At 59.4% G+C, this 22,809-nt stretch carries 26 protein-coding genes; 6 read left to right on the forward strand and 20 right to left on the reverse strand.

The window, feature by feature from the left end; all coding sequences use genetic code 11:
- Positions 1-25: 25 nt before the first annotated feature.
- The 3 genes from JBE38_RS21280 to JBE38_RS21290 all read right to left on the reverse strand — a co-directional run bounded on the left by JBE38_RS21280 (position 26) and on the right by JBE38_RS21290 (position 2,796).
- Positions 26-1,210: a sugar transporter gene (locus JBE38_RS21280; RefSeq protein ID WP_205345064.1), complete on the reverse strand. Its 1,185-nt coding sequence runs from the start codon at positions 1,208-1,210 to the stop codon at positions 26-28.
- A 123-nt stretch (positions 1,211-1,333) separates the two neighbouring features.
- On the reverse strand, positions 1,334-1,693 hold the full coding sequence (locus JBE38_RS21285; RefSeq protein WP_060755585.1) for a hypothetical protein: 360 nt from the start codon (positions 1,691-1,693) through the stop codon (positions 1,334-1,336).
- Between the two features lie 104 nt (positions 1,694-1,797).
- Positions 1,798-2,796 carry a bile acid:sodium symporter family protein gene (locus JBE38_RS21290; RefSeq protein WP_205345065.1) on the reverse strand — a complete coding sequence of 333 codons (999 nt, stop codon included), beginning with the start codon at positions 2,794-2,796 and terminating at the stop codon, positions 1,798-1,800.
- An 85-nt stretch (positions 2,797-2,881) separates the two neighbouring features.
- Between JBE38_RS21290 and JBE38_RS21295 the strand changes: the two genes are divergently transcribed.
- Positions 2,882-3,670 carry an AraC family transcriptional regulator gene (locus JBE38_RS21295; RefSeq protein ID WP_104994096.1) on the forward strand — a complete coding sequence of 263 codons (789 nt, stop codon included), beginning with the start codon at positions 2,882-2,884 and terminating at the stop codon, positions 3,668-3,670.
- A gap of 77 nt (positions 3,671-3,747) precedes the next feature.
- Here the strand turns inward: JBE38_RS21295 and JBE38_RS21300 are convergent, their stop codons facing one another.
- Complete coding sequence (locus JBE38_RS21300; protein ID WP_090370346.1) at positions 3,748-4,749, reverse strand: ABC transporter substrate-binding protein; 1,002 nt, start codon at positions 4,747-4,749, stop codon at positions 3,748-3,750.
- Between the two features lie 168 nt (positions 4,750-4,917).
- Between JBE38_RS21300 and JBE38_RS21305 the strand changes: the two genes are divergently transcribed.
- Together JBE38_RS21305 and JBE38_RS21310 are read left to right on the forward strand one after the other, a co-directional pair.
- Entirely contained in the window at positions 4,918-5,346 is a 429-nt protein-coding gene (locus tag JBE38_RS21305; RefSeq protein ID WP_205345066.1) for a hypothetical protein, read from the forward strand.
- Positions 5,347-5,587: 241 nt separating this feature from the next.
- Complete coding sequence (locus JBE38_RS21310; RefSeq protein WP_205345067.1) at positions 5,588-5,920, forward strand: hypothetical protein; 333 nt, start codon at positions 5,588-5,590, stop codon at positions 5,918-5,920.
- Positions 5,921-6,008: 88 nt separating this feature from the next.
- Here the strand turns inward: JBE38_RS21310 and JBE38_RS21315 are convergent, their stop codons facing one another.
- The 6 genes from JBE38_RS21315 to JBE38_RS21340 all read right to left on the reverse strand — a co-directional run bounded on the left by JBE38_RS21315 (position 6,009) and on the right by JBE38_RS21340 (position 12,060).
- Positions 6,009-7,751 carry an ABC transporter substrate-binding protein gene (locus JBE38_RS21315; RefSeq protein ID WP_060755590.1) on the reverse strand — a complete coding sequence of 581 codons (1,743 nt, stop codon included), beginning with the start codon at positions 7,749-7,751 and terminating at the stop codon, positions 6,009-6,011.
- 160 nt (positions 7,752-7,911) lie between these two features.
- Positions 7,912-8,184, reverse strand: coding sequence for a DUF2160 domain-containing protein (locus tag JBE38_RS21320; protein WP_104994099.1), 273 nt, complete (start codon positions 8,182-8,184; stop codon positions 7,912-7,914).
- A gap of 10 nt (positions 8,185-8,194) precedes the next feature.
- Positions 8,195-8,995, reverse strand: coding sequence for a carbohydrate ABC transporter permease (locus tag JBE38_RS21325; protein WP_060755592.1), 801 nt, complete (start codon positions 8,993-8,995; stop codon positions 8,195-8,197).
- A gap of 10 nt (positions 8,996-9,005) precedes the next feature.
- Positions 9,006-9,872 (reverse strand): carbohydrate ABC transporter permease, encoded by an 867-nt coding sequence (locus JBE38_RS21330; RefSeq protein WP_060755593.1) that lies wholly within the window; start codon positions 9,870-9,872, stop codon positions 9,006-9,008.
- Entirely contained in the window at positions 9,869-10,966 is a 1,098-nt protein-coding gene (locus JBE38_RS21335) for an ABC transporter ATP-binding protein (RefSeq protein ID WP_205345068.1), read from the reverse strand. The genes JBE38_RS21330 and JBE38_RS21335 overlap by 4 nt, the downstream gene beginning before the upstream one ends.
- Positions 10,966-12,060 (reverse strand): ABC transporter ATP-binding protein, encoded by a 1,095-nt coding sequence (locus JBE38_RS21340; protein WP_205345069.1) that lies wholly within the window; start codon positions 12,058-12,060, stop codon positions 10,966-10,968. The genes JBE38_RS21335 and JBE38_RS21340 overlap by 1 nt, the downstream gene beginning before the upstream one ends.
- A 340-nt stretch (positions 12,061-12,400) precedes the next feature.
- On the opposite strand from JBE38_RS21340, the gene JBE38_RS21345 reads away from it, so the two are divergent.
- Positions 12,401-14,230, forward strand: coding sequence for a sigma-54-dependent Fis family transcriptional regulator (locus JBE38_RS21345; RefSeq protein ID WP_205345070.1), 1,830 nt, complete (start codon positions 12,401-12,403; stop codon positions 14,228-14,230).
- Between the two features lie 30 nt (positions 14,231-14,260).
- On the opposite strand, the gene JBE38_RS21350 is transcribed toward JBE38_RS21345, so the two are convergent.
- The 5 genes from JBE38_RS21350 to JBE38_RS27720 all read right to left on the reverse strand — a co-directional run bounded on the left by JBE38_RS21350 (position 14,261) and on the right by JBE38_RS27720 (position 18,806).
- Entirely contained in the window at positions 14,261-16,372 is a 2,112-nt protein-coding gene (locus JBE38_RS21350; RefSeq protein ID WP_205345071.1) for a TonB-dependent receptor family protein, read from the reverse strand.
- 115 nt (positions 16,373-16,487) lie between these two features.
- Positions 16,488-16,778, reverse strand: coding sequence for a hypothetical protein (locus tag JBE38_RS21355; protein ID WP_060755596.1), 291 nt, complete (start codon positions 16,776-16,778; stop codon positions 16,488-16,490).
- Between the two features lie 229 nt (positions 16,779-17,007).
- Positions 17,008-17,859, reverse strand: coding sequence for a DNA/RNA non-specific endonuclease (locus tag JBE38_RS21360; protein WP_060755597.1), 852 nt, complete (start codon positions 17,857-17,859; stop codon positions 17,008-17,010).
- Positions 17,860-18,062: 203 nt separating this feature from the next.
- A complete protein-coding gene (locus tag JBE38_RS21365; protein WP_081087044.1) occupies positions 18,063-18,296 on the reverse strand; it encodes a hypothetical protein in 234 nt (77 codons plus the stop codon).
- Positions 18,297-18,365: 69 nt separating this feature from the next.
- A complete protein-coding gene (locus JBE38_RS27720; protein ID WP_240202570.1) occupies positions 18,366-18,806 on the reverse strand; it encodes a hypothetical protein in 441 nt (146 codons plus the stop codon).
- Between JBE38_RS27720 and JBE38_RS21375 the strand changes: the two genes are divergently transcribed.
- Positions 18,715-18,951 carry a hypothetical protein gene (locus JBE38_RS21375; protein ID WP_205345073.1) on the forward strand — a complete coding sequence of 79 codons (237 nt, stop codon included), beginning with the start codon at positions 18,715-18,717 and terminating at the stop codon, positions 18,949-18,951. The two genes, JBE38_RS27720 and JBE38_RS21375, sit on opposite strands and share 92 nt — an antisense overlap.
- Positions 18,952-19,004: 53 nt before the next feature.
- On the opposite strand, the gene JBE38_RS21380 is transcribed toward JBE38_RS21375, so the two are convergent.
- From JBE38_RS21380 to JBE38_RS21400, 5 genes are all read right to left on the reverse strand, one after another.
- Entirely contained in the window at positions 19,005-19,292 is a 288-nt protein-coding gene (locus JBE38_RS21380) for a hypothetical protein (protein ID WP_090370330.1), read from the reverse strand.
- A gap of 126 nt (positions 19,293-19,418) precedes the next feature.
- Entirely contained in the window at positions 19,419-19,826 is a 408-nt protein-coding gene (locus JBE38_RS21385) for a DUF3224 domain-containing protein (protein ID WP_205345074.1), read from the reverse strand.
- A 123-nt stretch (positions 19,827-19,949) separates the two neighbouring features.
- Positions 19,950-20,342: a RidA family protein gene (locus tag JBE38_RS21390; protein ID WP_205345075.1), complete on the reverse strand. Its 393-nt coding sequence runs from the start codon at positions 20,340-20,342 to the stop codon at positions 19,950-19,952.
- A 171-nt stretch (positions 20,343-20,513) separates the two neighbouring features.
- Entirely contained in the window at positions 20,514-21,056 is a 543-nt protein-coding gene (locus JBE38_RS21395) for a DUF2867 domain-containing protein (RefSeq protein ID WP_205345076.1), read from the reverse strand.
- Positions 21,025-21,429 carry a YybH family protein gene (locus tag JBE38_RS21400; RefSeq protein WP_205345077.1) on the reverse strand — a complete coding sequence of 135 codons (405 nt, stop codon included), beginning with the start codon at positions 21,427-21,429 and terminating at the stop codon, positions 21,025-21,027. Before JBE38_RS21400 ends, JBE38_RS21395 begins: the two co-directional genes overlap by 32 nt.
- A 455-nt stretch (positions 21,430-21,884) precedes the next feature.
- On the opposite strand from JBE38_RS21400, the gene JBE38_RS21405 reads away from it, so the two are divergent.
- The gene (locus tag JBE38_RS21405; RefSeq protein ID WP_126870861.1) at positions 21,885-22,523 is read left to right on the forward strand and encodes a TetR/AcrR family transcriptional regulator; all 639 of its coding nucleotides are present in this window, start codon (positions 21,885-21,887) and stop codon (positions 22,521-22,523) included.
- Positions 22,524-22,809 lie beyond the last annotated feature (286 nt).

Consider the following 22,809-nt stretch of genomic DNA (forward strand, 5'->3'; position numbering starts at 1 on the left):
GGCGGCGAGGCGACGTATGGGGTATTCAGGTAGGCGTTACGCCTTGCCCGAAGCGTCGGATGGCCAGGCAGTAGCCGATCAATGCCAGGGTTGCCAGCAGCCCGCCAGCGGCGCCGATCCAGGCGAAGCCGAAGTGGCTGCCGACCCAGCTGCCCATCAGGGCGCCGCCGCCGATGCCGATGTTGTAGATGCCGGAGAACATTGCCATGGCCACGTCGGTGGCGTCCGGTGCGAGCACCAGCACCTTGGACTGCATGGCCAGGCCGAAGCCCATGATCGCGATGCCCCAGAATACGCTCAGGCCGACGAGATAGGCCTCTGCGCCACTCAACGGCAGCAGCAAGGCCAGGCACGCCGCCAACAGGAACACCGTGCCGACCACGAACAGGTGAGGGTTGAAGCGGTGTATCAGGCTGAACAGCAGCGAGCCGATGATGCCGGCGCCGCCGAACACCAGCAGGATCAGGGTGACGGCGTTGCCGCCCATGCCGGCCACGCCTTCGACGAAGGGTTCGATGTAGCTGTAGGCGGTGAATTGTGCCGTCACCGTCATGGCGGTGAGCACGTAGAGCGCCACCAGCGCCGGGCGCTTGAACAGCAGCGGCAGGCTACGCAACGAGCCGGAGTTCTGGCTCGGCAACAACGGCAAGGTGCGCGCCAGCCAGAACACCAGGGCCGCTGCGAACGCGCCGATGACCAGGAACGTGGTGCGCCAGCCCATCGCTTCACCGAGCAGGCGGCCCAGGGGAATGCCCAACACCATCGCCAGGGAGGTGCCGGTGGCGAGCAGGCCCAGTGCCTGCACCTGTTTGCCTGCCGGCGCCAGGCGCACCGCAAGGGATGCGGTGATCGACCAGAACAGCGCATGGGACAAGGCGATGCCGATACGGCTGAGCATCAGCACGCCGAAACTGGTGGCCACGCTGGAGAGGATATGGCTGGCGATAAACAGGCCGAACAGCACGATGAGCAATTTGCGCCGTTCGACGTTGCGGGTCAGCAGCATCACCGGCAATGACGTCAACGAGACGATCCAGGCGTAGATGGTGAGCATCAGCCCTACGCTGGCGATGGGCATGTCGAAGCTGGCGCCGATAGCGCTGAGCAGCCCGACGGGCACGAACTCGGTGGTATTGAACACAAAGGCGGCCAGTGCGAGGGCGATGACCGGTTGCCAGTTGGCTTGGGGGGTTGTGGCTGAAAGGCTCATGGGTTGGCGCGGTACTCTGACGGTGATCAAGCGGCCACCCGGGACAAGCGCCGCCGCCGAGCATTCTATAGGTTTCTCGGCGGTGCGTTGGCGATGTTCCTGATCAAAAAGCCGTCAGGGTCATCAAGGCGCGGTCATGGTGACGATGTAGGCCCCCGACTGAATCGGCTTTCCGCCCGCATCCACCAGCAGATACCGTTGGTCGTAATAACGCCCATTGCTGCTGTCGGCCACCAGCTTGACGTTGGCTGTCGCATTGCCCAGCGCCTGTACGCTGCCCACGGGCTGCACGTCGAACCGGCTGCCGCGCATGGCCTGAGGGCAGCCATTGAAGGCCACGGTGGAGCCGCCCGGCGTGGCGGAATCGCAACCGGGCTCGACAATGCTGCCGTGAAATTGAATGACCCCCGAGGAGGCGGCCATGCAGGTCCCCGCCCATACCGCGAGCAAGCCCGTAACCACTGACAAACGTATAACGTTCATGACGACGCTCCTTCTGGGTTGTTAAGAAGGTCATCGTCCGTTCGGGTGCAGACTTGAGAAATTTCGTCGTTTTAAGAATCGCCTGATAGCCAGGCGACGCTGCCCTACGGGTCCACTTGCCCCATCAATTCTGGAATGCTTTCCGGCCGTTTGGCATAACGCTGCGCCAACGCCGCACAGACCATCAACTGGATCTGGTGGAACAGCATCAACGGCAGGATCAGCACGCCCATGGTCGCCCCGGCGAACAACACCTGGGCCATTGGCACGCCCGTCGCCAAGCTCTTCTTCGAGCCGCAGAACAGGATGGTGATGCGGTCTTCCTGATTAAAGCCGAACGCCTTGCCCAGCAGCGTCGACGCCACCAGCACCAGGCCCAGCAGTATGCAGCAGGCGACTACCAGGCCGCCCAGTTCCCACAGCGGGATCTGGTGCCAGATGCCTTCATTCACCGCTTCGCTGAACGCGCCGTACACCACCAGCAGGATCGACCCCTGGTCGACGAATTTCAGCCAGGATTTGTTGCGCCCGACCCAATCACCGATCCAGCGCCGGGCAACCTGCCCGGCAATAAAGGGCAGCAGCAGTTGCACGCTGATTTTCAGGATCGCGTCGACGGTGGAGCCGCCCTCGCCGTGGACATTGAGCAACAGCGTCACCAGCAATGGCGTGAGGAAGATACCGAACAGGCTCGACGCCGCCGCACTGCAAATAGCCGCCGGGATATTGCCGCGCGCCAGCGAGGTAAAGGCGATCGCCGATTGCACGGTGGCCGGCAACGCACAGAGGTACAGCATGCCCATGTACAGGTCTTTGCCGATCAGTGGCGAGAGCAACGGCTTGAGCGCCAGGCCCAGCAACGGGAACAGCACGAAGGTCAGGCTGAACACCAGCAAGTGCAGGCGCCAATGGCCGGCGCCGGCGACGATGGCCTGGCGTGACAGTTTGGCACCGTGCAGGAAAAACAGCAGCGCAATGGCCAGGTTGGTCACCCAGCCGAACGCAACGGCGGTTGGCCCGGTGGCGGGCAACAGGGAAGCAATGATCACCGTGGCCACCAGGGTCAGGGTGAAGTTATCCGGTAGAAAACGTGGGCGGGTCATGAGCAAGTCGTCCAGGGGTTGCAAAACGCGTCATCGCGACTCTAACGTAACGGCTTGTTACCGACTAACGCCAATGAGCCAGTAAATGCCGCCGAAAGGACATGATAAAACCGTGCGCCGCAGTGTCCCCGGGTTGTCCAGCCTGCCGCGGCCGGTGTATGGGCGTACCGAATCCCTGCCCAACCGCGCCTTGACGCGCCGGCACAGCCACCCGTGGGTGCAGCTCTCCTACGCGATTTCCGGCGTGCTGGAAATCCAGACCAGTGCCGGCCGGTTCGTCGCTCCGCCCCAGCGCGCGGTGTGGATTCCCGCAGGTGTGCCGCACCGCGTGTTCAGTTCGCCGCATACCGAAATGCGCAGTTTGTACCTCGATTGCAGCGTCACTACCTGGGCAGCCGAGCGCTGCCAGGTGCTGGAGGTGAGCAGTTTATTGCGCGAGTTGATCCGCAGCTTCAGCGAGCTGCCGGTAGAGTATGCCGAGGATGGCCCGGATGGACGCCTGGCCCAGGTGGTGCTCGACCAACTCGCCGCCGCCCCGCAGGTGGATTTGATGCTGCCGCTGCCCCATGATCCACGGCTGCGCCAGATCTACCGCAGTTTGAACCTGCACCCGGAGCAACAGACCACACTGGGGCACTGGAGCGGGAAGCTGGGCGTCAGCGAAAAGACGCTCAGCCGCTTGTTCCTGAGCGACACGGGGCTGACCTTTCGCGCCTGGCGCCAGCGCCTGCGACTGTTGAGCGCCCTGCCCGCCCTGGAACGAGGCGAGCGGGTCACGGATGTGGCATTGGGGTGTGGGTATGAGTCGACGTCGGCGTTCATTGCTGCGTTTCGCCAGCAGTTTGATGCCACTCCAGGTGAGTTTTTTCGCTGATCTGGCTGGGGCCGCTTCGCGGCCCGACGGTAGCAAGCTGCCTCGCCACAATAACAGCGCCTCATCCCACAGGCCGGTCAGCTGCCGTTGCCGCCATGGGCCTCTTCAAAGAAGTAGTCCTTCCAGCTCCCGGCCTTGTTCTTCAACACGCCAAGCTCCTGGAGTTTCTCGGCGTAGATAAAGGTGCGCTGGGGCACGATGGTGAAGTCGATTTCCGGGTCCTGGACGATTTTTTCCACCAGGTCCAACGGCAGCTTGGACTGCTCCACGCGGATATACGCCTTGGCGGCGGCCGGTTTGTCGGCCTTGATGATCTGCTCGGCTTCGGCCAGGGCGGCATAGAACGCCTTGTAGGTCTTGGGGTTCTCGTCGTGAAACTTCTGCGTGGTGTAGAGCACGTTGAACGACGCCGGCCCGCCCAGGATGTCGTAGGAACTGAGCACCTTGTGCACGTTGGGGTTCAACAACTCCTGATACTGGAACGGCGGGCTGGAGAAGTGCGAATTGATCTCTGAACCACCGGCAATCAACGCGGCGGTCGCGTCGGGATGGGCCAGGCTGATGGAAATATCGTCGAACTTCTTGTAGTTCGCATCGCCGAACTGCCTGGCGGTCTCAATCTGCAAGGTGCGTGACTGGAACCCTACACCGGCGGCAGGCACGGCGATGCGGTCTGTTTCGGTGAAGTCCTTGAGGGTCTTCACCTTGGGATTGTTGGTCAGCAAGTAGTTGGGCATCGAACCGAGGGAGGCGATGGCCTTGACGTTCTGCTTGCCCTTGGTGCGGTCCCACAGGGTGAGCATGGGTGGCACACCGGCCGAGACCACGTCCAGGGCACCGGCCAGCAGCGACTCATTCATCGCGGTGGCGCCGGAAATGCTGTTCCATTCCACCTGGATGTCCAGCCCCTGTTCCTTGCCGTGTTTTTCGATCAGGTGCTGGTCGCGCACCACGTCGAGGATCAGGTAGCCGATACCGAATTGCTGGGCGATGCTGATCTTGCCTTCGGCCTGGGCGCCGAGACTGATCAAGGCGCTCGCAGCAGCCAGGAGGGTCAGGGAGGAACGCTTGAAAGTCATGTAGGGGTCTGCCGCGCTTTTTAAGAAGGTGATGGAGCGTAGCGGCGATTTTTAAGACGGGAAAAGAATATCGGGATCTATTGTTATGCAAATAATCCCCAAAACCCCGCCCGGCTGGTATTGTTTCGCGCTTTAAAAAACAGCTACATGTCTGCGAGGAAATGGCCGTTGAACACTGACGAAAAAATGACCGGTGACCTGTTTGAGGTGGATAAGCGCCTGTCACTCAAACCCGTGGTGGACTTCAACGCCTACCTGCACAGCGCGTTCGGCGACGGCCCGTGCACCTGCGTTCGATGCGCGGCGGCCAATGGCGATGAAACCGGCTACGCCTTCCAGCACACGTTCAACTTCGACGGCAAACCCACCCACCGCCGCTTCGCCGCCACGGCAGGTAGCGATGTGTTGCAAGCGTTGAAGAAGGCGTGGCTGTCGTACACCAAAGCCGAGTTGCCGCTCAGCGGCGTGTTGGCACTGGACACGGTGAAGGAGTTTGTCGAGCCGCAACTGCACAAGCGCCTGGCACCGTTGTTTCTGGCCAGTGGGTTGGTCAAGGCGGTAGAGGAAACGTTGCACATTCAGCCGCAGGCGGCCTGATGCCCGCCTGCGTGGCCGGGTCGTCCGCTGACTGTGATCGCGTTGATTTCCTGGTTAGCCTTTTGTGCAGAATGTTGAATCTTTCGAAACGCCGAAGGAAATAAAAAAAATTCAGTAGTTACCAATAAGGTATAAAAAACTGTCAGTTCTCACAGTACCGCGCGTGCTCCGCCGCCCCTAACCTTACGTCATTCACGCAGCACCGGCGTGAAGTCAACCAACTAACGTAAGGATAATCATCATGGCCGTTACCGTCGGGAATCAACACAGCTTCACGTACCCTATCGTAGGTTCGGGAGATGTCAAAATCATCAATATCAATCCCACCCAAAGTATCCCCACTATCAGTTTTTCGAACGCCTCTCAACCGGGATCCTCGGTAATCATCAACCCACCCAGTGGCGCGGTCTCTGCAGGGCTCGATTTAACCAATGTCGTAGGTCAGGCTCCCGGCTCCATCATGTGGATGAGTCATCCCAATTCGTATGAGCTGACTTTCAGTGGTGCAGGCTGGGATCTCACCGTCCACAATGGGGCCCCCGGCCAAGTCAACGTTGCCGCACCGTACGCTTGATGACACCGGCTGTACACGCTCATCCATACGCTTCTCTCTAAAGCTGAAACGGCACGAAACGTGCCGTTTCAGCCTTTTTGCACAACCGTTACTTACGCGCCGCCTCCCACGATTTAAGCAAGTCGCTGTAAGCCACCGTTTCACCTTTCGGTTTCTCGTTGGCCAGTTTCGGCTTCGGCGCACCCGGCTGGTCGAACCAGTATTGCGCGTCACGCTCGGGGTTCATTTTCGGACCGCACACCGGCTGCACCTTGGAGCGTTCCAGGCGTGTCATGATCGCGTCCTGTTCCTTGGCCAGGTTGTCGAGGGCCTGTTGCGGGGTTTTCTCGCCACTGGCGGCGGCCGCAATGTTGCTCCACCACAGTTGCGCCAGGCGTGGGTAGTCCGGCACGTTGGTGCCGGTCGGGGTCCACTCCACCCGTGCCGGGCTGCGATAGAACTCCACCAGGCCACCGAGTTTCGGCGCCAGGTCGGTCATGGCCTGAGAGTTGATGTCGGACTCCCGAATCGGCGTAAGACCCACGATGGTTTTCTTCAGCGAGACGGTTTTCGAGGTCACGAACTGGGCGTAGAGCCAGGCCGCGAGTTTCTGTTTCTCCGGCGTCGATTTGAGGAAGGTCCAGGAGCCTACGTCCTGATAGCCCTTCTTCATGCCCTTTTCCCAGTAAGGCCCAACCGGCGATGGCGCCATGCGCCATTTCGGCGTGCCGTCGGCGTTCACCACCGGCAGGCCCGGCTTGGTCATGTCGGCGGTAAATGCGGTGTACCAGAAGATCTGCTGGGCGATATTGCCCTGGGACGGCACCGGGCCGGATTCGGAGAAGGTCATGCCCGCCGCTTCCGGTGGGGCGTAGGCTTTCATCCAGTCCACGTATTTCTGCGTGGCGAACACGGCGGCCGGGCCGTTGGTGTCGCCGCCACGGGTCACGCTGGAACCGACCGGGTGGCAGTCCTCCACACGAATGCCCCATTCGTCCACCGGCAAGCCGTTAGGCAAGCCTTTGTCGCCGCCGCCGGCCATGGAGAACCAGGCGTCGGTGAAGCGCCAGCCCAGGGATGGGTCTTTCTTGCCGTAGTCCATGTGCCCATAGATGCGCTTGCCGTCGATTTCCTTGACGTCTTCGCTGAAGAACTTGGCAATGTCTTCATAAGCCGACCAGTTCACCGGCACGCCGAGCTCATAGCCGTATTTTTCCTTGAACTTGGCTTTCAACTCCGGACGCTCGAACCAGTCGGCACGGAACCAATAGAGGTTGGCGAATTGCTGGTCAGGCAACTGGTAGAGCTTGCCGTCCGGCGCGGTGGTGAAGGAGGTGCCGATGAAGTCCTTGATATCCAGGGTCGGCGAGGTGAAGTCCTTGCCTTCGTTGGCCATCAGGTCGGTGATGGATTCGGTCTTGCCGTAGCGAAAGTGCGTACCGATCAAGTCGGAATCGTTGACCCAGCCATCGTAGATATTCTTGTCGGACTGCATCTGGGTTTGCAGCTTCTCGACCACGTCGCCTTCCTGCAGCAGGTCATGGGTCAGCTTGATGCCGGTGATTTCGCTGAACGCCTTGGCCAGCACCTTGGATTCGTACTCGTGGGTGGTGAGGGTTTCCGACACCACGTTGATCTTCATCCCACGGAACGGTTCCGCCGCCTTGATAAACCACTTCAACTCTTCGAGCTGTTGCGCGTCGGTGAGCGTGGACGGTTTGAACTCGCTGCCGATCCATTTTTTCGCGGCATCTTCATACGCATCCGCCCAGGCCGTAGCGCTCAAACCGCTGAGAGCCAGTACGCCAGCCAATGAAATGCTATGTCGCAGCTTATTGTTTTTATCGAACATAGAGACCTCCTGGTTAATTTCGAACGGGACTACAACCGCCACACAGCCCCTGTAGGAGCGAGCTTGCTCGCGAAAATCGTTAACGATAACGCGGGCATTCTGGATGCTCGCGGTGTTCTCGAGTTTTTCGCGAGCAAGCTCGCTCCTACAGGGCGTTTGCCTAGCCCCAACGCATCACACACAACAGCCACATCAGGGACAGCACGCCGGCCACCCAGATGCTCCAGCCGGTGACGCCGATTACCAGCAGATGCAGGTAGGCGCTGCCGAGAAGACCGATAAACAGCCGATCACCACGGGTGGTGCTGATCGGTAAAAAACCGCGCCGTGCAATACTCGGCGAGCGCAGCTCCCATGTGGTCATGCCCACCAGCAACAGGGCAATCGCCCCGAAGAACAGGGCTGTGGGGGTGGTCCAGGCCATCCATTCCATGATCGACTCCTCAGACCCGGCCCAGGGCAAAGCCCTTCGCCACGTGGTTGCGAACAAACCAGATCACCAGCATGCCGGGCAGGATGGTCAACACTCCCGCCGCTGCCAGCACGCCCCAATCGATACCCGAGGCCGAGACCGTGCGGGTCATCACCGCCGCGATGGGCTTGGCGTTGACCGAAGTCAGGGTGCGCGCCAGCAACAGTTCGACCCAGGAAAACATGAAGCAGAAAAACGCCGTGACACCGATGCCCGAACCAATCAGTGGGATAAAAATCTTCACGAAAAATTTGGGAAAGCTATAACCGTCGATGTAGGCGGTTTCGTCGATTTCCTTGGGCACGCCGGACATGAAACCCTCCAGAATCCACACCGCCAGTGGCACGTTGAACAAGCAATGGGCCAGGGCCACTGCGATATGCGTGTCGAACAGGCCGATGGACGAATACAGCTGGAAAAACGGCAGCAAGAACACCGCCGGGGGCGCCATGCGGTTGGTCAGCAGCCAGAAGAACAGGTGCTTGTCGCCGAGGAAGCGGTAGCGCGAAAACGCATAGGCCGCGGGCAACGCCACGCTCAAGGAGATCAGCGTGTTCAGGCTCACGTAGTACAACGAATTGAGGTAGCCGGTGTACCAGCTCGGGTCGGTGAAAATCACCCTGTAGTTGGCCAGGGTGAAATCCTGCGGAAACAGCGTCAGCCCGCCGAGGATTTCGGTGTTGCTCTTGAACGACATGTTCAACAGCCAATAGATCGGCACCAGCAGGAACAGGATGTAGACCAACAGCGGAATAACCTTGCGCTTGCTCATGTTGGCGGCCTCAGCGGTTGGCGTCGGAATGGGTCATGGCGGTGTAGAACAGCCAGGACACCAACAGGATGATCAGGAAGTACACCAGGGAAAACGCCGCCGCCGGGCCAAGGTCGAATTGGCCGACGGCCATCTGGGTCAATGTCTGGCTCAGGAAAGTAGTGGCATTCCCCGGCCCACCACCGGTGAGTACGAAAGGTTCGGTGTAGATCATGAAGCTGTCCATGAACCGCAGCATCACGGCGATCAGCAGCACGCTTTTCATCTTCGGCAACTGGATATGCCGGAATACCGCCCAGGCCGATGCACGGTCTATGCGCGCGGCCTGGTAGTACACATCCGGAATGGCGCGCAGCCCCGAGTAGCAGAGCAGCGCGACCAATGACGTCCAATGCCAGACATCCATGATCAATACGGTGACCCAGGCATCCGCCGTGTTGGCCGCGTAGTTGTAGCTGATGCCCAGCGCGTTGAGGCTGGAACCGAGCAAGCCAATGTCGGCGCGGCCGAATATCTGCCAGATCGTGCCGACGACGTTCCAGGGGATCAGCAGTGGAATGGCGAGGATGATCAGCACCAGCGACGACCAGCGGCCCTTGGTCGGCATGGTCAGGGCAATGGCAATGCCCAGGGGGATTTCGATCAGCAGCACGCAGGCCGAGTAGATGAACTGGCGCAGCAATGAGTCGTGCAGACGCGGGTCGAGCAGCACCTGTTTGTACCAGTCGGCGCCGACAAAGTAGCGGCTGGACTGGTCAAAGATGTCCTGCACCGAATAGTTGACCACGGTCATCATCGGGATCACCGCACTGAACGCCACCAGCAGGAACACCGGCAGCACCAGCCACCAGGCCTTGTTGTTCTGCACCTTGTTCATGGCTGCACCTCCAGCAGGTAGTCGTCGGCATAGACCATCAGCCACTGGGCGGGGAAGCTGATCGAGGCGTTGCCTGCGGGCACCGGTTTGTCTTCGGCCAGGCGTACCTTGAGCAGTGCGCCGTCGAGGTTGAGGGTCATGATCTTGTAGGTACCGAGGTCTTCGAGATGGCAGACATCCGCCTGCAGTGCGTCAGGGTTGTGCTCGTCCCACACGTGGATAAATTCCGGGCGAATCCCCACCTGCAGTTTCCGGTAGTTCGTCTCGACGATGCGCTGCTGCAGCGCCTCAGGCAACGGCAGCAAGGTGCCGGCAAACGCCACCCCGCCCGCCTCGGCCCGCACGTCGATCAGATTCATCCCCGGGCTCCCGATGAAATAACCGACAAAGGTGTGGCTGGGCCGCTCGAACAGTTCACGCGGCGTACCGAACTGCACGATCTGCCCGCCGTACATCACCGCAATCTTGTCGGCGAACGTCGACGCCTCAAGCTGGTCATGGGTGACGTAGACCATGGTGATATTGAACTGCTCGTGAATCTGCTTGAGCTTGCGCCGCAGCTTCCACTTGAGGTGCGGGTCGATCACCGTCAAGGGTTCGTCGAACAGGATCGCCGACACGTCATCACGCACCAGGCCGCGGCCCATGGAGACTTTCTGCTTTTCGTCGGCGCTGAGGTTGCGGGCTTTTTTGTCCAGCAGGTTTTGCAAGTCGAGGACTTCGGCAATTTCCTGCACCTTGCTGTGCACTTTCGCCTCGGCCATGCCCTGGTTGCGCAGCGGGAATGCGAGGTTATCGAACACCGTCATGGTGTCGTACACCACCGGGAACTGGAATACCTGGGCGATGTTGCGTTTTTCCGGGGTCAGTTGATTGACCACCTGGCGGTCAAACAGCACCTGGCCTTCGGATGGGCTGAGCAAGCCGGAGATGATATTGAGCAAGGTCGACTTGCCACAGCCTGACGGCCCCAGCAGCGCGTAGGCACCACCCTGCTCCCACACGTGGTCCATTTCGCGAATGGCGTAGTCCTCTGGACCACTCGGCGTAGGGCTGTAGCTGTGGGCGAGGTTCTGCAAATGAATCTCGGCCATCAGGCAACCCTCGCGATACGACGCCCGGGCGCCTGGAGCAAGCGCCCCTGGCCATCGAACACAAACAGTTTATGGGTGGGGATATACACGCGGATCGGCGCGTCGACATCGTACTCATGCACCCCCGGCAGGTGCAGCACCAGCAGGAAGTGTTCGCTGCGCACATGCAGGAAGGTTTCCGAGCCGCTGATCTCGGCGACTTCCACGGTCACGGCCAGCTCCAGATCATCATCATTGCTCGGCACCAGGCTGATATGGCTGGGGCGCACGCCAAAACGAAACTCGCCCTCACCGAGCCCGCGCAGGTCGACGTTCAGCGGGAAGTGTACAAAATTCGCGAAACTCACCTCGTTGCCGCTGATACGCCCGGGCATCAAGTTGATCGGCGGCTCGGAGAACAGCTCGGCGGCCAGCACCGTCTGCGGCTGGTGGTACACCTGGGCAGCCTTGCCGCTCTGGATCACCCGGCCTTCGTGAAGAATGGTGGTGGTGCCCCCCAGCGCCAGGGCCTCGTTGGGTTCGGTGGTGGCATACACGGCAATGGTGTGGCGCGCCTTGAACAGTTCGCGCATTTCCTGGCGCAGTTCTTCACGCAGTTTGTAGTCCAGGTTCACCAGCGGCTCGTCGAACAGGATCAGTTCGGCGTCTTTCACCAGTGCACGGGCCATGGCCGTACGCTGCTGCTGGCCACCGGACAGTTCCAGCGGGTGGCGTTGCAGGAATTTTTCGATGCGCAACATCCTCGCTGTTTCCAGCACTTTGCTCTGGATCAAGTCCTGGGCCACCCCCGCTTGGCGCAAAGGCGAGGCAATGTTTTCGAACACCGTCATGGTCGGGTAATTGATGAATTGCTGGTACACCATCGACACGTTGCGCAAGCGCACCGGCCGCTGGGTGACGTCCACGCCGTTCATCAGGATGCGGCCGCTGTCGGGCTTGTCCAGGCCGGCCATCAAGCGCATCAGGCTGGTTTTGCCGGAGAGCGTGCGGCCGAGCAATACGTTGAACGAACCGGCTTCGAAGCGCAGGTTGGCGTCGTCGATCCAGGTTTGACCTTCGACGACGCGGGACACATGTTCCAGGGTCAATGACATGGCGCGCCCTTTTTTCTTATTGGAATGGAACTGGCCCGATGTCAGAGCCAGATTCATGCCAAAACCACAAGCGCTTGATGTGCAAGGAAAAGGGCAAAACAGCCTGTTCAGACGTGAACACAAATGAACAACCTGGGGTTGACAATGAACAGTACTGAACAACACTGTTCAGACTCGATCGCCCACACAATGCAGGTCAATTGTGAGAGGGGGCTTGCTCCCGATGGCGGTGTGTCAGTCGATTCATGGGTGGCGGTCGTACCGTCATCGGGAGCAAGCCCCCTCCCACATGACCGCTGGATTGTGCAAGATCCCATAACAATAAAAAGAAGGTCGCCCCATGGCCGCTCCCTTGGCTCACGACACGCTTATCCAGGAATCCTGGCGCCGTTGCCGCGCCTTCGGCCTGGACCACCAGAGTGCTCCCAGCTTCGACCTGCTGCCCGCCGAGGGCATCAGCCAATTGCTGGAAAGCCAGCATTCTCTGGTGCAGACCACCCATCAGGAAGTGCTGCCCTATTACGAAAACATCCTCAGTAACTCCAACTGCCTGATCATGCTGGCCGACAATCAGGGCCAGGTCCTGACCTCGTGGGGCACCCAGCGCTTTATCACGCCGACCCTGGCGCGTGGGTTCAACGCCGGGGCCAGTTGGCAGGAACGCGCCACCGGCACCAACGCCATCGGCACCGCGCTGGCCTGTGCCCAGGCGGTGCATATCGAGCACGACGAACATTTCCTCAAGGCCAACCGCTTCATGACCGGCTCGGCCGCGCCGATCTTCGATGCGCAGCGTGAAATCATCGCGGTGCTGGATGTATCCAGTGACAGCTACCTGCCCCCCTCCCACACCCTGGGCATGGTCAAGATGATGAGCCAGACCGTGGAGAACCGGCTGATCCTCAACCTGTTTCGCGGCGAACATTTCCAACTGACCTTCAACACGGGCCTGAACAACCTCGACAGCCAATGGGCGGGCCTGCTGATCTTTGATGAGAGCGGCCAGGTGCTGTCGGCCAACCGTCGCGCGGATAATTTGCTGGGCATCAGCCTGTCGCGAGTGATGATCGACAGTTTGTTCAAAGTGTCGTTGCTGGAGTTGCTGAACCAACCGGAGGGGTTGCCGTTTTCACTCCAGGCCGCAGGACGCAACCGCTTCCAATGCGTATTGAAACGGCCGAAGAAAACCCCGGTGCAGGCGCGGGTCTTCACGGCGCCAGCGTCGAGTGAACCGACATCGCCAAGCCCCAGCGGGATTGGCCTCAGCGCCCTGCACTTCGGCGATAGCCGCGTAGAGAAGGCCGTGCGCCAGGCCGAGCGCCTGCTGGAGAAGGATATCCCGCTGCTGATCCATGGCGAGACCGGCGTGGGCAAAGAGGTGTTCGTCAAGGCCCTGCACCTGGCCAGTTCCCGCAGCCGACAGGCCTTTATCGCGGTGAACTGTGCGGCGATTCCTGCGGAACTGGTGGAGTCGGAGCTGTTCGGTTATGAAAAAGGCGCCTTCACCGGCGCCAGCCAGAAAGGCAGCATTGGCCTGATCCGCAAGGCCGACAAGGGCACGTTGTTCCTCGACGAAATCGGCGATATGCCGCTGCCGACGCAGGCCCGTTTGCTGCGGGTGCTGCAGGAGCGCTGCGTGCAGCCGGTGGGCAGCAGCCAACTGTTCCCGGTGGATTTGCGCATTATCTCGGCGACCAATCGCGTGTTGCGCGAGTGGGTGCAGGCCGGCCGCTTTCGTGAAGATTTGTACTACCGCATTGGCGGCCTGGCCCTGGAGTTGCCGCCCCTGCGCGAGCGCGCCGACAAGCAGGCACTGTTCCAGCAACTGTGGCAGCAACACCGGGAACCCAGCCAACGCGCCGGTTTAAGCACTGAGGTGCTGAGGTTGTTCGAGCAACACCCGTGGCCGGGGAACTTGCGCCAGGCCAGCAGTGTGTTGCAGGTCGCGTTGGCGATGGCGGAAGACCAGCCGGTGCGCCCTGAACACCTGCCGGATGACTTTTTTGTCGACCTCAAAGGTGCTTCGCCACCGCGCCAGGCATACCCAGTTGATGACCTGGACCTGACACAACGCTTGAGGGCAGTGGGCGGGAACATTTCCCACCTTGCTCGGGAACTGGGCGTCAGCCGCAATACCCTGTACAAGCGTCTGCGCCAGAACGACGGCTGAGCCCGCCCCGCTCATGCGTGCCTCAGCCGTTCAACGCCAGCTCCATGACACGCCGGTGTAGATGCCTCGGCCATCCGCCGGTGTGGACCGGGCCAGGTCCATGCCTTTGTCGTCGTAACCCGGGGTGACGGTATTGGCGTAGCGGCGGTTGGTGAGGTTGCGCAGGTCGACCCACGCCTGCCAGTCCTGCTTGGGCGCGTCGTAGCCGAAGGTAGCGCCCAGTGTGGTATACGCCGCAGCGTAGTAGGAATTGGCGTAGTCCACCGCCACCCGCGACGCATGTTCGGTGTTGAGGCTGGTGTACAACCCCGTCGGATGGCTGTAGCGCAATTGCGCCTGGTAGTAGTGCTTGGGGATGCCCGGCAAGGTGTTGCCACCGAAGCGGTCGTCGTCGCGGTAGTGGAAGTCACTGAAGGTGTAGGCTTGGCGCAGGGCGAGCTGGCCGGTGCGACCACCGTCCCACAACGGGCTGAGCAGGCTCAGTTCCACACCCTGATGAATCGTGGGGCTGGCGTTGTTTTCGGCGGTGATTGCATTGGTGGTAGCGGTCTGCGCCTGGGTTTCCACGGTGAGCAGTTCGTGGCGCACTTCGGAACGGTACAGCGCGAGGTCCCACTGGCCGAACCATTGCTCGCCACGGCCGCCGACTTCCAGGGTGGTGGCGGTCTGGTTTTTCAGGCTTACGCCTTCACGCGCCAAACCCTTGGCCGGGCCACCCGCAAAATACTTGTTAGAACCCCAGATCATCGACCACGCATGCGGCGGCTCGACCGAACGGCTCAGGTTGCCGTACACCTGCAATTGCGGGGTGAAGTCATAACGCAGGCCGATACGTGGGGCGTAGTCCCAATCGTGCTGGCTGAGCGGCGCCTGGCCATCGGGATAGGTGACCTGGGTTTCGCGACGGGTGTAGATCGCGGCCAGGCCGGTGGTCAGCCACAGGTCGGGGGCCAGTTCCAGGTCATTGCCGATATGCAGCACGGTGTCGGAGCCCAGGTAGCTGTAGTCGCGGGTCTTGGTGCCGGGTGCGTAGCCGGCGGTGTTCCCGGCAGGCGTGCGCACATATTCCGAGGCGCCGTTGTTGGGCATCGCCTGGGTGGTGCGCAGGCCGACCGTGGTGTTGCTGTCGTGACCAAACAGCGTGTCCTGGCGGATATAGTTGAGGGTGCTGCTGATATCGGTGTAAGCCACTTTCAGGCGGTTGGTGCCTTCGCGCAGGTCCATCGGGTAGTCGTGGTAAGCGAGGCCGACTTCGATGCGGGAATAGTCGTCCAGCAGCAAGGTGGTCTTATTGGCGATCCAGGTGGAGCCGGGTTGCAAGCGCTTGGAATCACGGGCGACATTGAGGCTGTTGGCCGCCCGAGGGTCGTGGCTGATCTGGGCGCGGGTGAGTTTGCCCGGGGTGTCGTTGGTGGTTTCGCGATAGCGCAAATAGAAACGCGTTTCCAGGTTGGGGTTGAAGCGATAGCCGAAGTTGGCGGCGACCCCCTTGCCGGTGCCCGCACTCTGCTGCTGGTAGCCGTCGGACGCCGAGTCCGTGAGGCTGATGTAATAATCCGCGTCCCCCAGGACCTGGCCCGAACTGATCTCACGCTGGGCGTAGCCGCGACTGCCCGCTTCATAGCGTACCTGCAGCTTGGGCGCGTCGTAGCCGGTGCGGGTGACGTAGTTGACCGAACCACCGAGCGCCAGCGCGCCCTGATCAAACCCGTTGGCGCCCCGCAACACCTCGACCCGGCTCTGCCACAACGGGTCCTTGAGTTCGTAGGGCGTGCCGCCAGGGCCGGTCAGTGGCAAGCCGTCGAGCATTTCATAAAGCCCGGAGGCATGGGCGCCGGGGCTGCGGTTCAAACCCGAACCACGGATGGAGAGCTTTACGCCCTCGTTGTTGGCCGCCTTGGCATACACTCCGGCCTGATACTTGAACACGTCTTCGTTGCTACTGACGCGGCCCTGTTGCACGCTGTTCATGTCGATGAAATTGGTACCGCCGGGCACGGCCTGGAGCTGGGCCCGGGCCACTTCATCGGCACTGGCTTCGTTGCTGGTGACTTCGACCGGCGCCAATTGCAGCTCTTCGGCGTGCACCATTGAACTGAAGGCCAGAGCGGCAAAAAGCAGTGGAGGTTGTCGCAACAGCATGGGCAGGTCCTTGAAATACAGGGGCATGACAGGCCGTGGCCATCACGCGAACTGTGATGGGAAGACGGGGGACTGCCTGAGGTCACGTCTTATTGACGCGCCGCCCTGCCGCCAATCAATGGCTGCCCGACTGGCCCTGATCCGGCGAAGCTTGCAACGCCCTCATCAACTCATCCGCCTCCGACCCCAGTGGGAACCTGAAGCCCTGCATTTCATCCTCGGCCAGTATTTCGGCGAGGGCGTCGCGTAACTGCGTTTCGGTCGGCGAATCGCGCAGCAGTTTGTGTGCGGGCAACAACACACTCGCGCCAACTCCTTGGACGCTCGCGGCGTCGATCACGGCAAAGAGGATAAATCGCAGGCGAATTTCGCGATCCGTCGGCCAAACCTTTTTTCGCTTACCCAAAGCACGCACTCGTTTTTAAGAAAAGTCCGAGGCTATGGCCGACGGGGGCGGCGTTTCAAGGGAACGGGCAGCGGATCGTCCGATTCCTACGCAGGAAAAGGAAATGCCGCACTGTCAGATCGATGGAGGCTGCGGCGGTGCAGGTCACTGCACCGGCAAACAATTAATCAGCGGCAGACATGCGCGTATATCGAGGCCAACGCGCCGGTAACGCTCATGCCGCCGTACCTCAGGTTTTGTTGCAGCCGATGCGCGCAGGCAGTTGCCCCTGCTTCGCTTTCAACGCGGCTTGAACCGGTTGCGGCAGATTGCTCCAGAACGTCAGCCCGGATCGCTCCTCGATCTGGTTCACGGTCACTTGGTAATCGCAAAAGGCCGCGCCTTTCGGGGTTTCCTGGTTCATCACGAACGAGGCGTAAATGCCGTCCTGCGGCGAACTGCCGACAAAGATGATTTTCCAGTAGCCGCTGGGGATGGTGTGGACCTTGTTCGTACCGGGAAGCGTGCCGACAAAGTGCTCGTACAGTGGCCCGGTGACCACATACACCTGGTCCACGCCGGGCTCTTTGGCGAGGTTTCTCTCCTGGTCTTCCAGGCGCGCCCAAGGGCCCTGGTTCAGATCAGCCTTCTGCGGGGTAATGTTCGACAAGTAATTGAGGGTTGGCCAGTCCGCCACACCGGCCATTGACGCGAGGTTGGCCTGATGGCCGCGGTCGACCTTGAGGGCGACATTGGCGCCGTTGTAATCCACGGGGTCGAGGGTTTCTCCGGGCGGAATATCCGGGTCCGTCGCCCAATTGCGCGCCCGGCCGCTCGCCGGTGTGTTCTTGGTGATTCGGTACGACACCCAGTTGGCGAACTTGGTCGAGCCGTTGTTGTTCAGGGTGTATGCCTGGCGATTCAGCGTCAGCGGACTGCCGCCGGTAGGGCAGCCTACGCCACAGTTATCGAACGCCGGCACCTGCCCCGGCATCACCTGGATGGCAACCGCAGGCTCGCGTGTTCTATCGGTGGTGGTACAGGCGGCAATCAGCGGGATCAACAAAAACGGCAGGTGCTTGAACTGCAGACTTCCTTGCATGGTGTAACTCCTTGTGGGTGAAGCAATCGTACCGATCATTCGGAAATCAGCTACAACGGTTCCTCCGTTGTCTGACGCACGCATTCAACCACAAGAAGGTTTCAATGTAAGGACTGTGACTGTCTCGAGGAGGGTATTTTCTTCGATAGTGCGTAGGAAATGGCAGCCTGTAACGCTACAGGCTGCCATCGACTGTTCAGGCGTCAGTCGTCCCGATCATCGCGATCACGGCCGTGATTGCGGTCATACCGACGATCATCGTAGCGACGGCCTCGCCCCTGATCGTTGTCATCGCCCTGGTCGTAGTACCTGCGGTCATGATCGTAGTGCCTGTAATGATCACGGCCATACCCGCCTCCGTCGTCCCACACAGGCACACAGCCCCCCAGCAGGAGAAGGCCGGTGGTGGCCAAGAGTATTACTGCTGCGCGCTTCATTCTGAATGTCCTGAAAGCTGGATTCACAAACCCCACCCAACCTGCGGTCCGGTGAGTTGCGAACGCCAATTAGTGGGAAGTTGAGGTGCCGGCCTGACTCAGTCCCTTCAGGTTGTGATCCCCGGGCGTAGTCGCCGAGATCGCCGTGGCCTTGGATAGTCCCTGGGTTGTTTTGGAGTGCGCTACACCGGATGTGGCAAGCCCATGGCCCCGATCATTTTTGAGAGCGCGCCCAACATGATTGCCACTCACGCCGTGATCTCGAACCGCCCTGCCTTGATGGTCGGCTTCGTGACCTTCAGCGAGTCCTTTACCCTCGGAGCCCGCCGCGTGCCCCGCGCCCGCATGCCCACCCCCGCCGCCGCCGTTACCGCCGCCACCGCCATGCCCGCCGCCGTCTTTGGCATAGGCAGAGGCCATGACTGACAGTCCCGCAGGCAGCAGCGGCGCAGCCGCAAACAACATTGCGCACGACACAACGGCAACTAAGGATTTCTTTTTAAAACGCATGGAGGAGTCCATCGGGCTGGGGTTGAACTGCATGTCATATCTGACACACATTGTTACATCCAGTTCAATTCAAGCGACAAATGGATACGCAGCAATCAATGCTGGCAATCGGGCAGGTCTGGGGCTAAACGGGGAGCGCTTTTAAGGTAAAAGCCAGTCATCAATGACTGGCTCGAGAGAAGACGCAGGGCAGCAAGCTCAGGTTGAGCGCCCTTCACTGCGGTTTTGTTGTTTTTTAACGCCTTTTCCGGTCTTTCGTTCGTATTGATGGTGAATGAACCAGGCGACCAGAAGCACGCCAGCCAAGGAAAATATGAAAAGCAACAGCTCTATTGCGGTACCTTCATGTGAAAACATGCTTCGTTCCTCGTCCTGAAGTCGCACGACCTGAAATTGATCGCGCCCTAAGCTGTTCGTAATATTTCGAACATTTTCAGGGTAGTCGGCAAAAGCGGGTGTGGCAACCCTGAATTGCTTCGCAACCATTGATCTAGACGGGTTGACGATTGAATCCGGGGATAAGGAGCGGTGGCATGGGTATGCATATGCGTCCGGCGTCAAACCTTGCTTGCAACTTATTCGGCAGAGGCCGGGACGCATCCAGCCGATATCTCAGGACTCAGGTTCAAACGAGTATTCAAATGACACTTGTGCCGGCTCCCCATGGCCTGCGACGTAGCTGCCATTACCGCCAAGCGCTACCAAGCCGCCGGTGCCCGCCCCCTTCACCACGCTCCAAGTGCTGCGCGCCTGGCCCTGCGAAAACGTTCCAAAATGCCGAACGACAAATGTCCCACTCTTACCTGCAACCACCGCACAGATTCGCTCAAACCCCACAAAACTAGCGGTACCATCATCGCTATAAGACATGAGGTAATCGACGCTGCTGGTTCCCTCGATGGCGCCGGCATAGGACTGCGTGACTTTGGCGTGAGAAAGCTTCGGAGAGCCCTCAAGTTCCTGGGACGGCTTTTCGTCCCAGCCAGTGATCTGAAACGTGCAGTTGACAGTGTTTTTCATGGGTATTTGGCTCTGCTTACGGGTTGTTAGTGATAGTGATGTAGCGGTCTGTGCGGAGCGAATAAAAGCCCATCGGCCGAACAAGCAATGAACTCGATCAACGACCGTACGAGACCTGAAAAATTATCGCTGCACCGCGATGCATTTGATCTCCACGAGAAGCCCCGGTCGAGCCAGCTCATTGATACCTACGCATGTCCATGCACAAGTCCCCCTAGGAAAGACTTGATCCTTGACCCGTCTAAAGACAGGCATATGGCGTTGCATATCGACGTGATAAGTCGTCATATCGACGACATCCTCAAATTCGCAACCGCCCGCAGCCAAGACGAGCCTTAGATTCTCCCACGCCGCCAGGAACTGCTGCTCAGGATCCTCGATAACGGATAACTCCGGCGTCCGGCCCACCTGCCCAGCGCAGTAGAGCGTTTTTCCTACCTTTACCGCTGGCGCATAACCAGCTTGCTCGCAGAGCAGTTTCATGTCGCCTGGAACGATGATCTGACGATCAGTCATGGTGGTGGAGCCCAAGATACTAACGAATACGAAACCTAACCCGAGTGGCGAAGCGTCGTCCAATCGGGTCACCCTATTATCGACAAGTGTGCTAGACGCACACTTACTGCTCACGGAAATCCCGGCGACGTGGGTGATCGCATCCTTTGAAATCACCCTTAATGCAATACATCAGCCCTCTTCAATCTTGCGCCTGAGCCGCTTCATATCGCTATTGATGATCAGCTTATGGACCGGACCTACCGGGAGCATATAAATGCGTCCAAACAGGTTATGCGTTACGACTGAAGAAGTAATCGTGAGAACGCGGTCAACTATGGAGAGGCAGATCATGACATCCAGGTGCCGGTCACGCTCAGTCAAAACCAGCATGTCAGGCGCACTATGCTCCACCAGGAAGAAATCCAAGTAATCCCCCTCAAGCACCGCCTCTCGACTTCGCCCTGAAAATCCGCCTATGCGCCTCACACCAAACAGCGAGGAGATCCTGTCTCGAATTCGAAAGGCCAGTTGCATTAGAGCCCCATGCCCTGCCGTAACGATGTTCCAAACCTCGAGGGCCGTGACTTCGCGAGGTAGTGGGGTCGACCTGACGTCGTAGTAATCAAGATCGGGTGGTGGGCGTAGCGTATGCACTGCGGATATGGCTACCAAGCGTTTCTCCCTGAATTGACCGCTACGATCAGACGCCGCTATCCAATAGCGTTGTCCCATAAGAATTGTCCACTACGCATAGCCACTTTTCCGAGACTTGTCGGAACACGTAGGTCGCCCTGCGCGAAATCTCGGTTTTTATACCCGCCTTATCCGTTGCCTGTAAAAGGGTCTCCATGATAACGAGAGCGACGTCACCTCCCGGTATAACCTGCATTTCCCCCTGCGTGACAACGATACTGTGATTGAAGTGCTCCGCAATGGCGACAAATGCTCGGCGGATGCTGTCTTTGCCTGTGACTGTCAGCCCTGGTTTAACCACGAGACTTGCGTCATCCGCATAAAACTTCATCAGCTCTTCGAAGTCTTCGGCAGTGATGGCTCGATCAGCGGCTTCGATAGTTTCCTTGAGAGTTCGGGTCAGTGCGTCCATTCCTGTGCTCCTGAGTGAGCCTCGGAAGCAGGCATGAAAAACCCCGCATCTGAGGCGGGGTTCGGCAATCGTGCGCAGTCCCACCACCTAGGTGAAGGTGGTAATAATTGGGTTGGCGCAACGGAAACGGTGTCTGTTCATGGCATGAATTTGCCGCGTAAGACCGAAAAAATCAACCGATACGGCCTACCCTGGGAACGCTAGTGACGTTCGCCGGTTTTCAAGACCGTCATGCAACTTCACGCGGGCCCATACCCAATAAGGAGCATGACACGAGCCTGACCCAACTCAGGCTTTTAGCCGGTGATTCCAACGCCGGCAGCCTTAGGTGCTGGATTGAGCGCTGGTTGCCGTAGATAGCACGATGGTACGAGCGACGGGGTGTCGCAATTGACACCACTGCCGATATAGACGATTATGAGACTATTCAGTCCGGTTATTGGATAGCACCAACCATGGCTCGTACCCGAAACGAACAATTGCATGAGCAACGTCGTGAGCAGATCCTTTCGGCAGCTACCCGCGTCTTCAAGGAAAAGGGATTCCATAGCGCACGCACCGAAGACATTTGTCAGCAGGCGGGCATGAGTGCAGGAGCGGTCTTTCGCTATTTCTCTGACAAGCGAGAAATCATTGATGCCATTATTGCAATTGAGTGCGAACGATACATTTCTCAGGCTCAGCAGTTGTTCAGCAAAGACGGTTTATACCACCTAGCCAGTATGAGTGCAGAGAAGCTGGCGCAGGAGTTGTGCCCAGGGGAGCTTGATCTCAGCCTGGATAGCTGGTTGGAGGTTACTCGGAGTCAAGACCAGACCCGTCTCATTGAAGTAGATCAGCAAATTCGTAATCAGCTGACTGAGCTTCTAGCCGAAGGTCAACGTGAGGGCTGGGTTCGTCCTGGACTTTCTCCGCAAGGGGCGGCAGGTCTCCTGTTTTCATTGCTCAGCGGCCTATGGCTGGAAATGAATTTGGGGTTGGCTACAGAGACAGATCACGCAGCGGCGGCACTTGGTGATTTTGTAAGAACCTATCTATTTACCCCTGAAGTTCAACTCGCCCCTGAACTTGAACGCAGGTTGGGGTCGTGGTGAATCGCACCGGTTTAAAATGCCCATCACCGACGGGCTTTTTTTTGACCAATAACGAGACGGAGTACTCCGTTTATTATTTGAAAAATTTGCACAGCAACAGTGATCTGTTGACGCTGATCGTCGAGATTTCGCTGATTAGCGGCTGCAGTCATTGGCAGTTGGCACGCAGGGGGGAGGCAATGAGTGACCTTTTCTTACCCGTGAATAGCATTGGTAAACGAGTGATAAAGGTCCGGGCCACCCGGACTGCAGCGGAATTGTCGGAAAACGACGGCGGGATGAGAGG

The sequence above is a fragment of the Pseudomonas sp. ICBG1301 genome (assembly GCF_016918385.1).
In the GTDB taxonomy this organism is placed as follows: Bacteria; Pseudomonadota; Gammaproteobacteria; order Pseudomonadales; family Pseudomonadaceae; genus Aquipseudomonas; species Aquipseudomonas palleroniana.

Coding starts and splice junctions, on each gene's coding strand:
- JBE38_RS21280 (WP_205345064.1), bottom strand. CDS start 1,210: ATGAGCCTTTCAGCCACAACCCCCCAAGCCAACTGGCAACCGGTCATC.
- JBE38_RS21285 (WP_060755585.1), bottom strand. CDS start 1,693: ATGAACGTTATACGTTTGTCAGTGGTTACGGGCTTGCTCGCGGTATGG.
- JBE38_RS21290 (WP_205345065.1), bottom strand. CDS start 2,796: ATGACCCGCCCACGTTTTCTACCGGATAACTTCACCCTGACCCTGGTG.
- JBE38_RS21295 (WP_104994096.1), top strand. CDS start 2,882: ATGCCGCCGAAAGGACATGATAAAACCGTGCGCCGCAGTGTCCCCGGG.
- JBE38_RS21300 (WP_090370346.1), bottom strand. CDS start 4,749: ATGACTTTCAAGCGTTCCTCCCTGACCCTCCTGGCTGCTGCGAGCGCC.
- JBE38_RS21310 (WP_205345067.1), top strand. CDS start 5,588: ATGGCCGTTACCGTCGGGAATCAACACAGCTTCACGTACCCTATCGTA.
- JBE38_RS21315 (WP_060755590.1), bottom strand. CDS start 7,751: ATGTTCGATAAAAACAATAAGCTGCGACATAGCATTTCATTGGCTGGC.
- JBE38_RS21320 (WP_104994099.1), bottom strand. CDS start 8,184: ATGGAATGGATGGCCTGGACCACCCCCACAGCCCTGTTCTTCGGGGCG.
- JBE38_RS21325 (WP_060755592.1), bottom strand. CDS start 8,995: ATGAGCAAGCGCAAGGTTATTCCGCTGTTGGTCTACATCCTGTTCCTG.
- JBE38_RS21330 (WP_060755593.1), bottom strand. CDS start 9,872: ATGAACAAGGTGCAGAACAACAAGGCCTGGTGGCTGGTGCTGCCGGTG.
- JBE38_RS21335 (WP_205345068.1), bottom strand. CDS start 10,966: ATGGCCGAGATTCATTTGCAGAACCTCGCCCACAGCTACAGCCCTACG.
- JBE38_RS21340 (WP_205345069.1), bottom strand. CDS start 12,060: ATGTCATTGACCCTGGAACATGTGTCCCGCGTCGTCGAAGGTCAAACC.
- JBE38_RS21345 (WP_205345070.1), top strand. CDS start 12,401: ATGGCCGCTCCCTTGGCTCACGACACGCTTATCCAGGAATCCTGGCGC.
- JBE38_RS21350 (WP_205345071.1), bottom strand. CDS start 16,372: ATGCTGTTGCGACAACCTCCACTGCTTTTTGCCGCTCTGGCCTTCAGT.
- JBE38_RS21360 (WP_060755597.1), bottom strand. CDS start 17,859: ATGCAAGGAAGTCTGCAGTTCAAGCACCTGCCGTTTTTGTTGATCCCG.
- JBE38_RS21365 (WP_081087044.1), bottom strand. CDS start 18,296: ATGAAGCGCGCAGCAGTAATACTCTTGGCCACCACCGGCCTTCTCCTG.
- JBE38_RS21375 (WP_205345073.1), top strand. CDS start 18,715: ATGACTGACAGTCCCGCAGGCAGCAGCGGCGCAGCCGCAAACAACATT.
- JBE38_RS27720 (WP_240202570.1), bottom strand. CDS start 18,806: ATGCGTTTTAAAAAGAAATCCTTAGTTGCCGTTGTGTCGTGCGCAATG.
- JBE38_RS21380 (WP_090370330.1), bottom strand. CDS start 19,292: ATGGTTGCGAAGCAATTCAGGGTTGCCACACCCGCTTTTGCCGACTAC.
- JBE38_RS21385 (WP_205345074.1), bottom strand. CDS start 19,826: ATGAAAAACACTGTCAACTGCACGTTTCAGATCACTGGCTGGGACGAA.
- JBE38_RS21390 (WP_205345075.1), bottom strand. CDS start 20,342: ATGACTGATCGTCAGATCATCGTTCCAGGCGACATGAAACTGCTCTGC.
- JBE38_RS21395 (WP_205345076.1), bottom strand. CDS start 21,056: ATGGGACAACGCTATTGGATAGCGGCGTCTGATCGTAGCGGTCAATTC.
- JBE38_RS21400 (WP_205345077.1), bottom strand. CDS start 21,429: ATGGACGCACTGACCCGAACTCTCAAGGAAACTATCGAAGCCGCTGAT.
- JBE38_RS21405 (WP_126870861.1), top strand. CDS start 21,885: ATGGCTCGTACCCGAAACGAACAATTGCATGAGCAACGTCGTGAGCAG.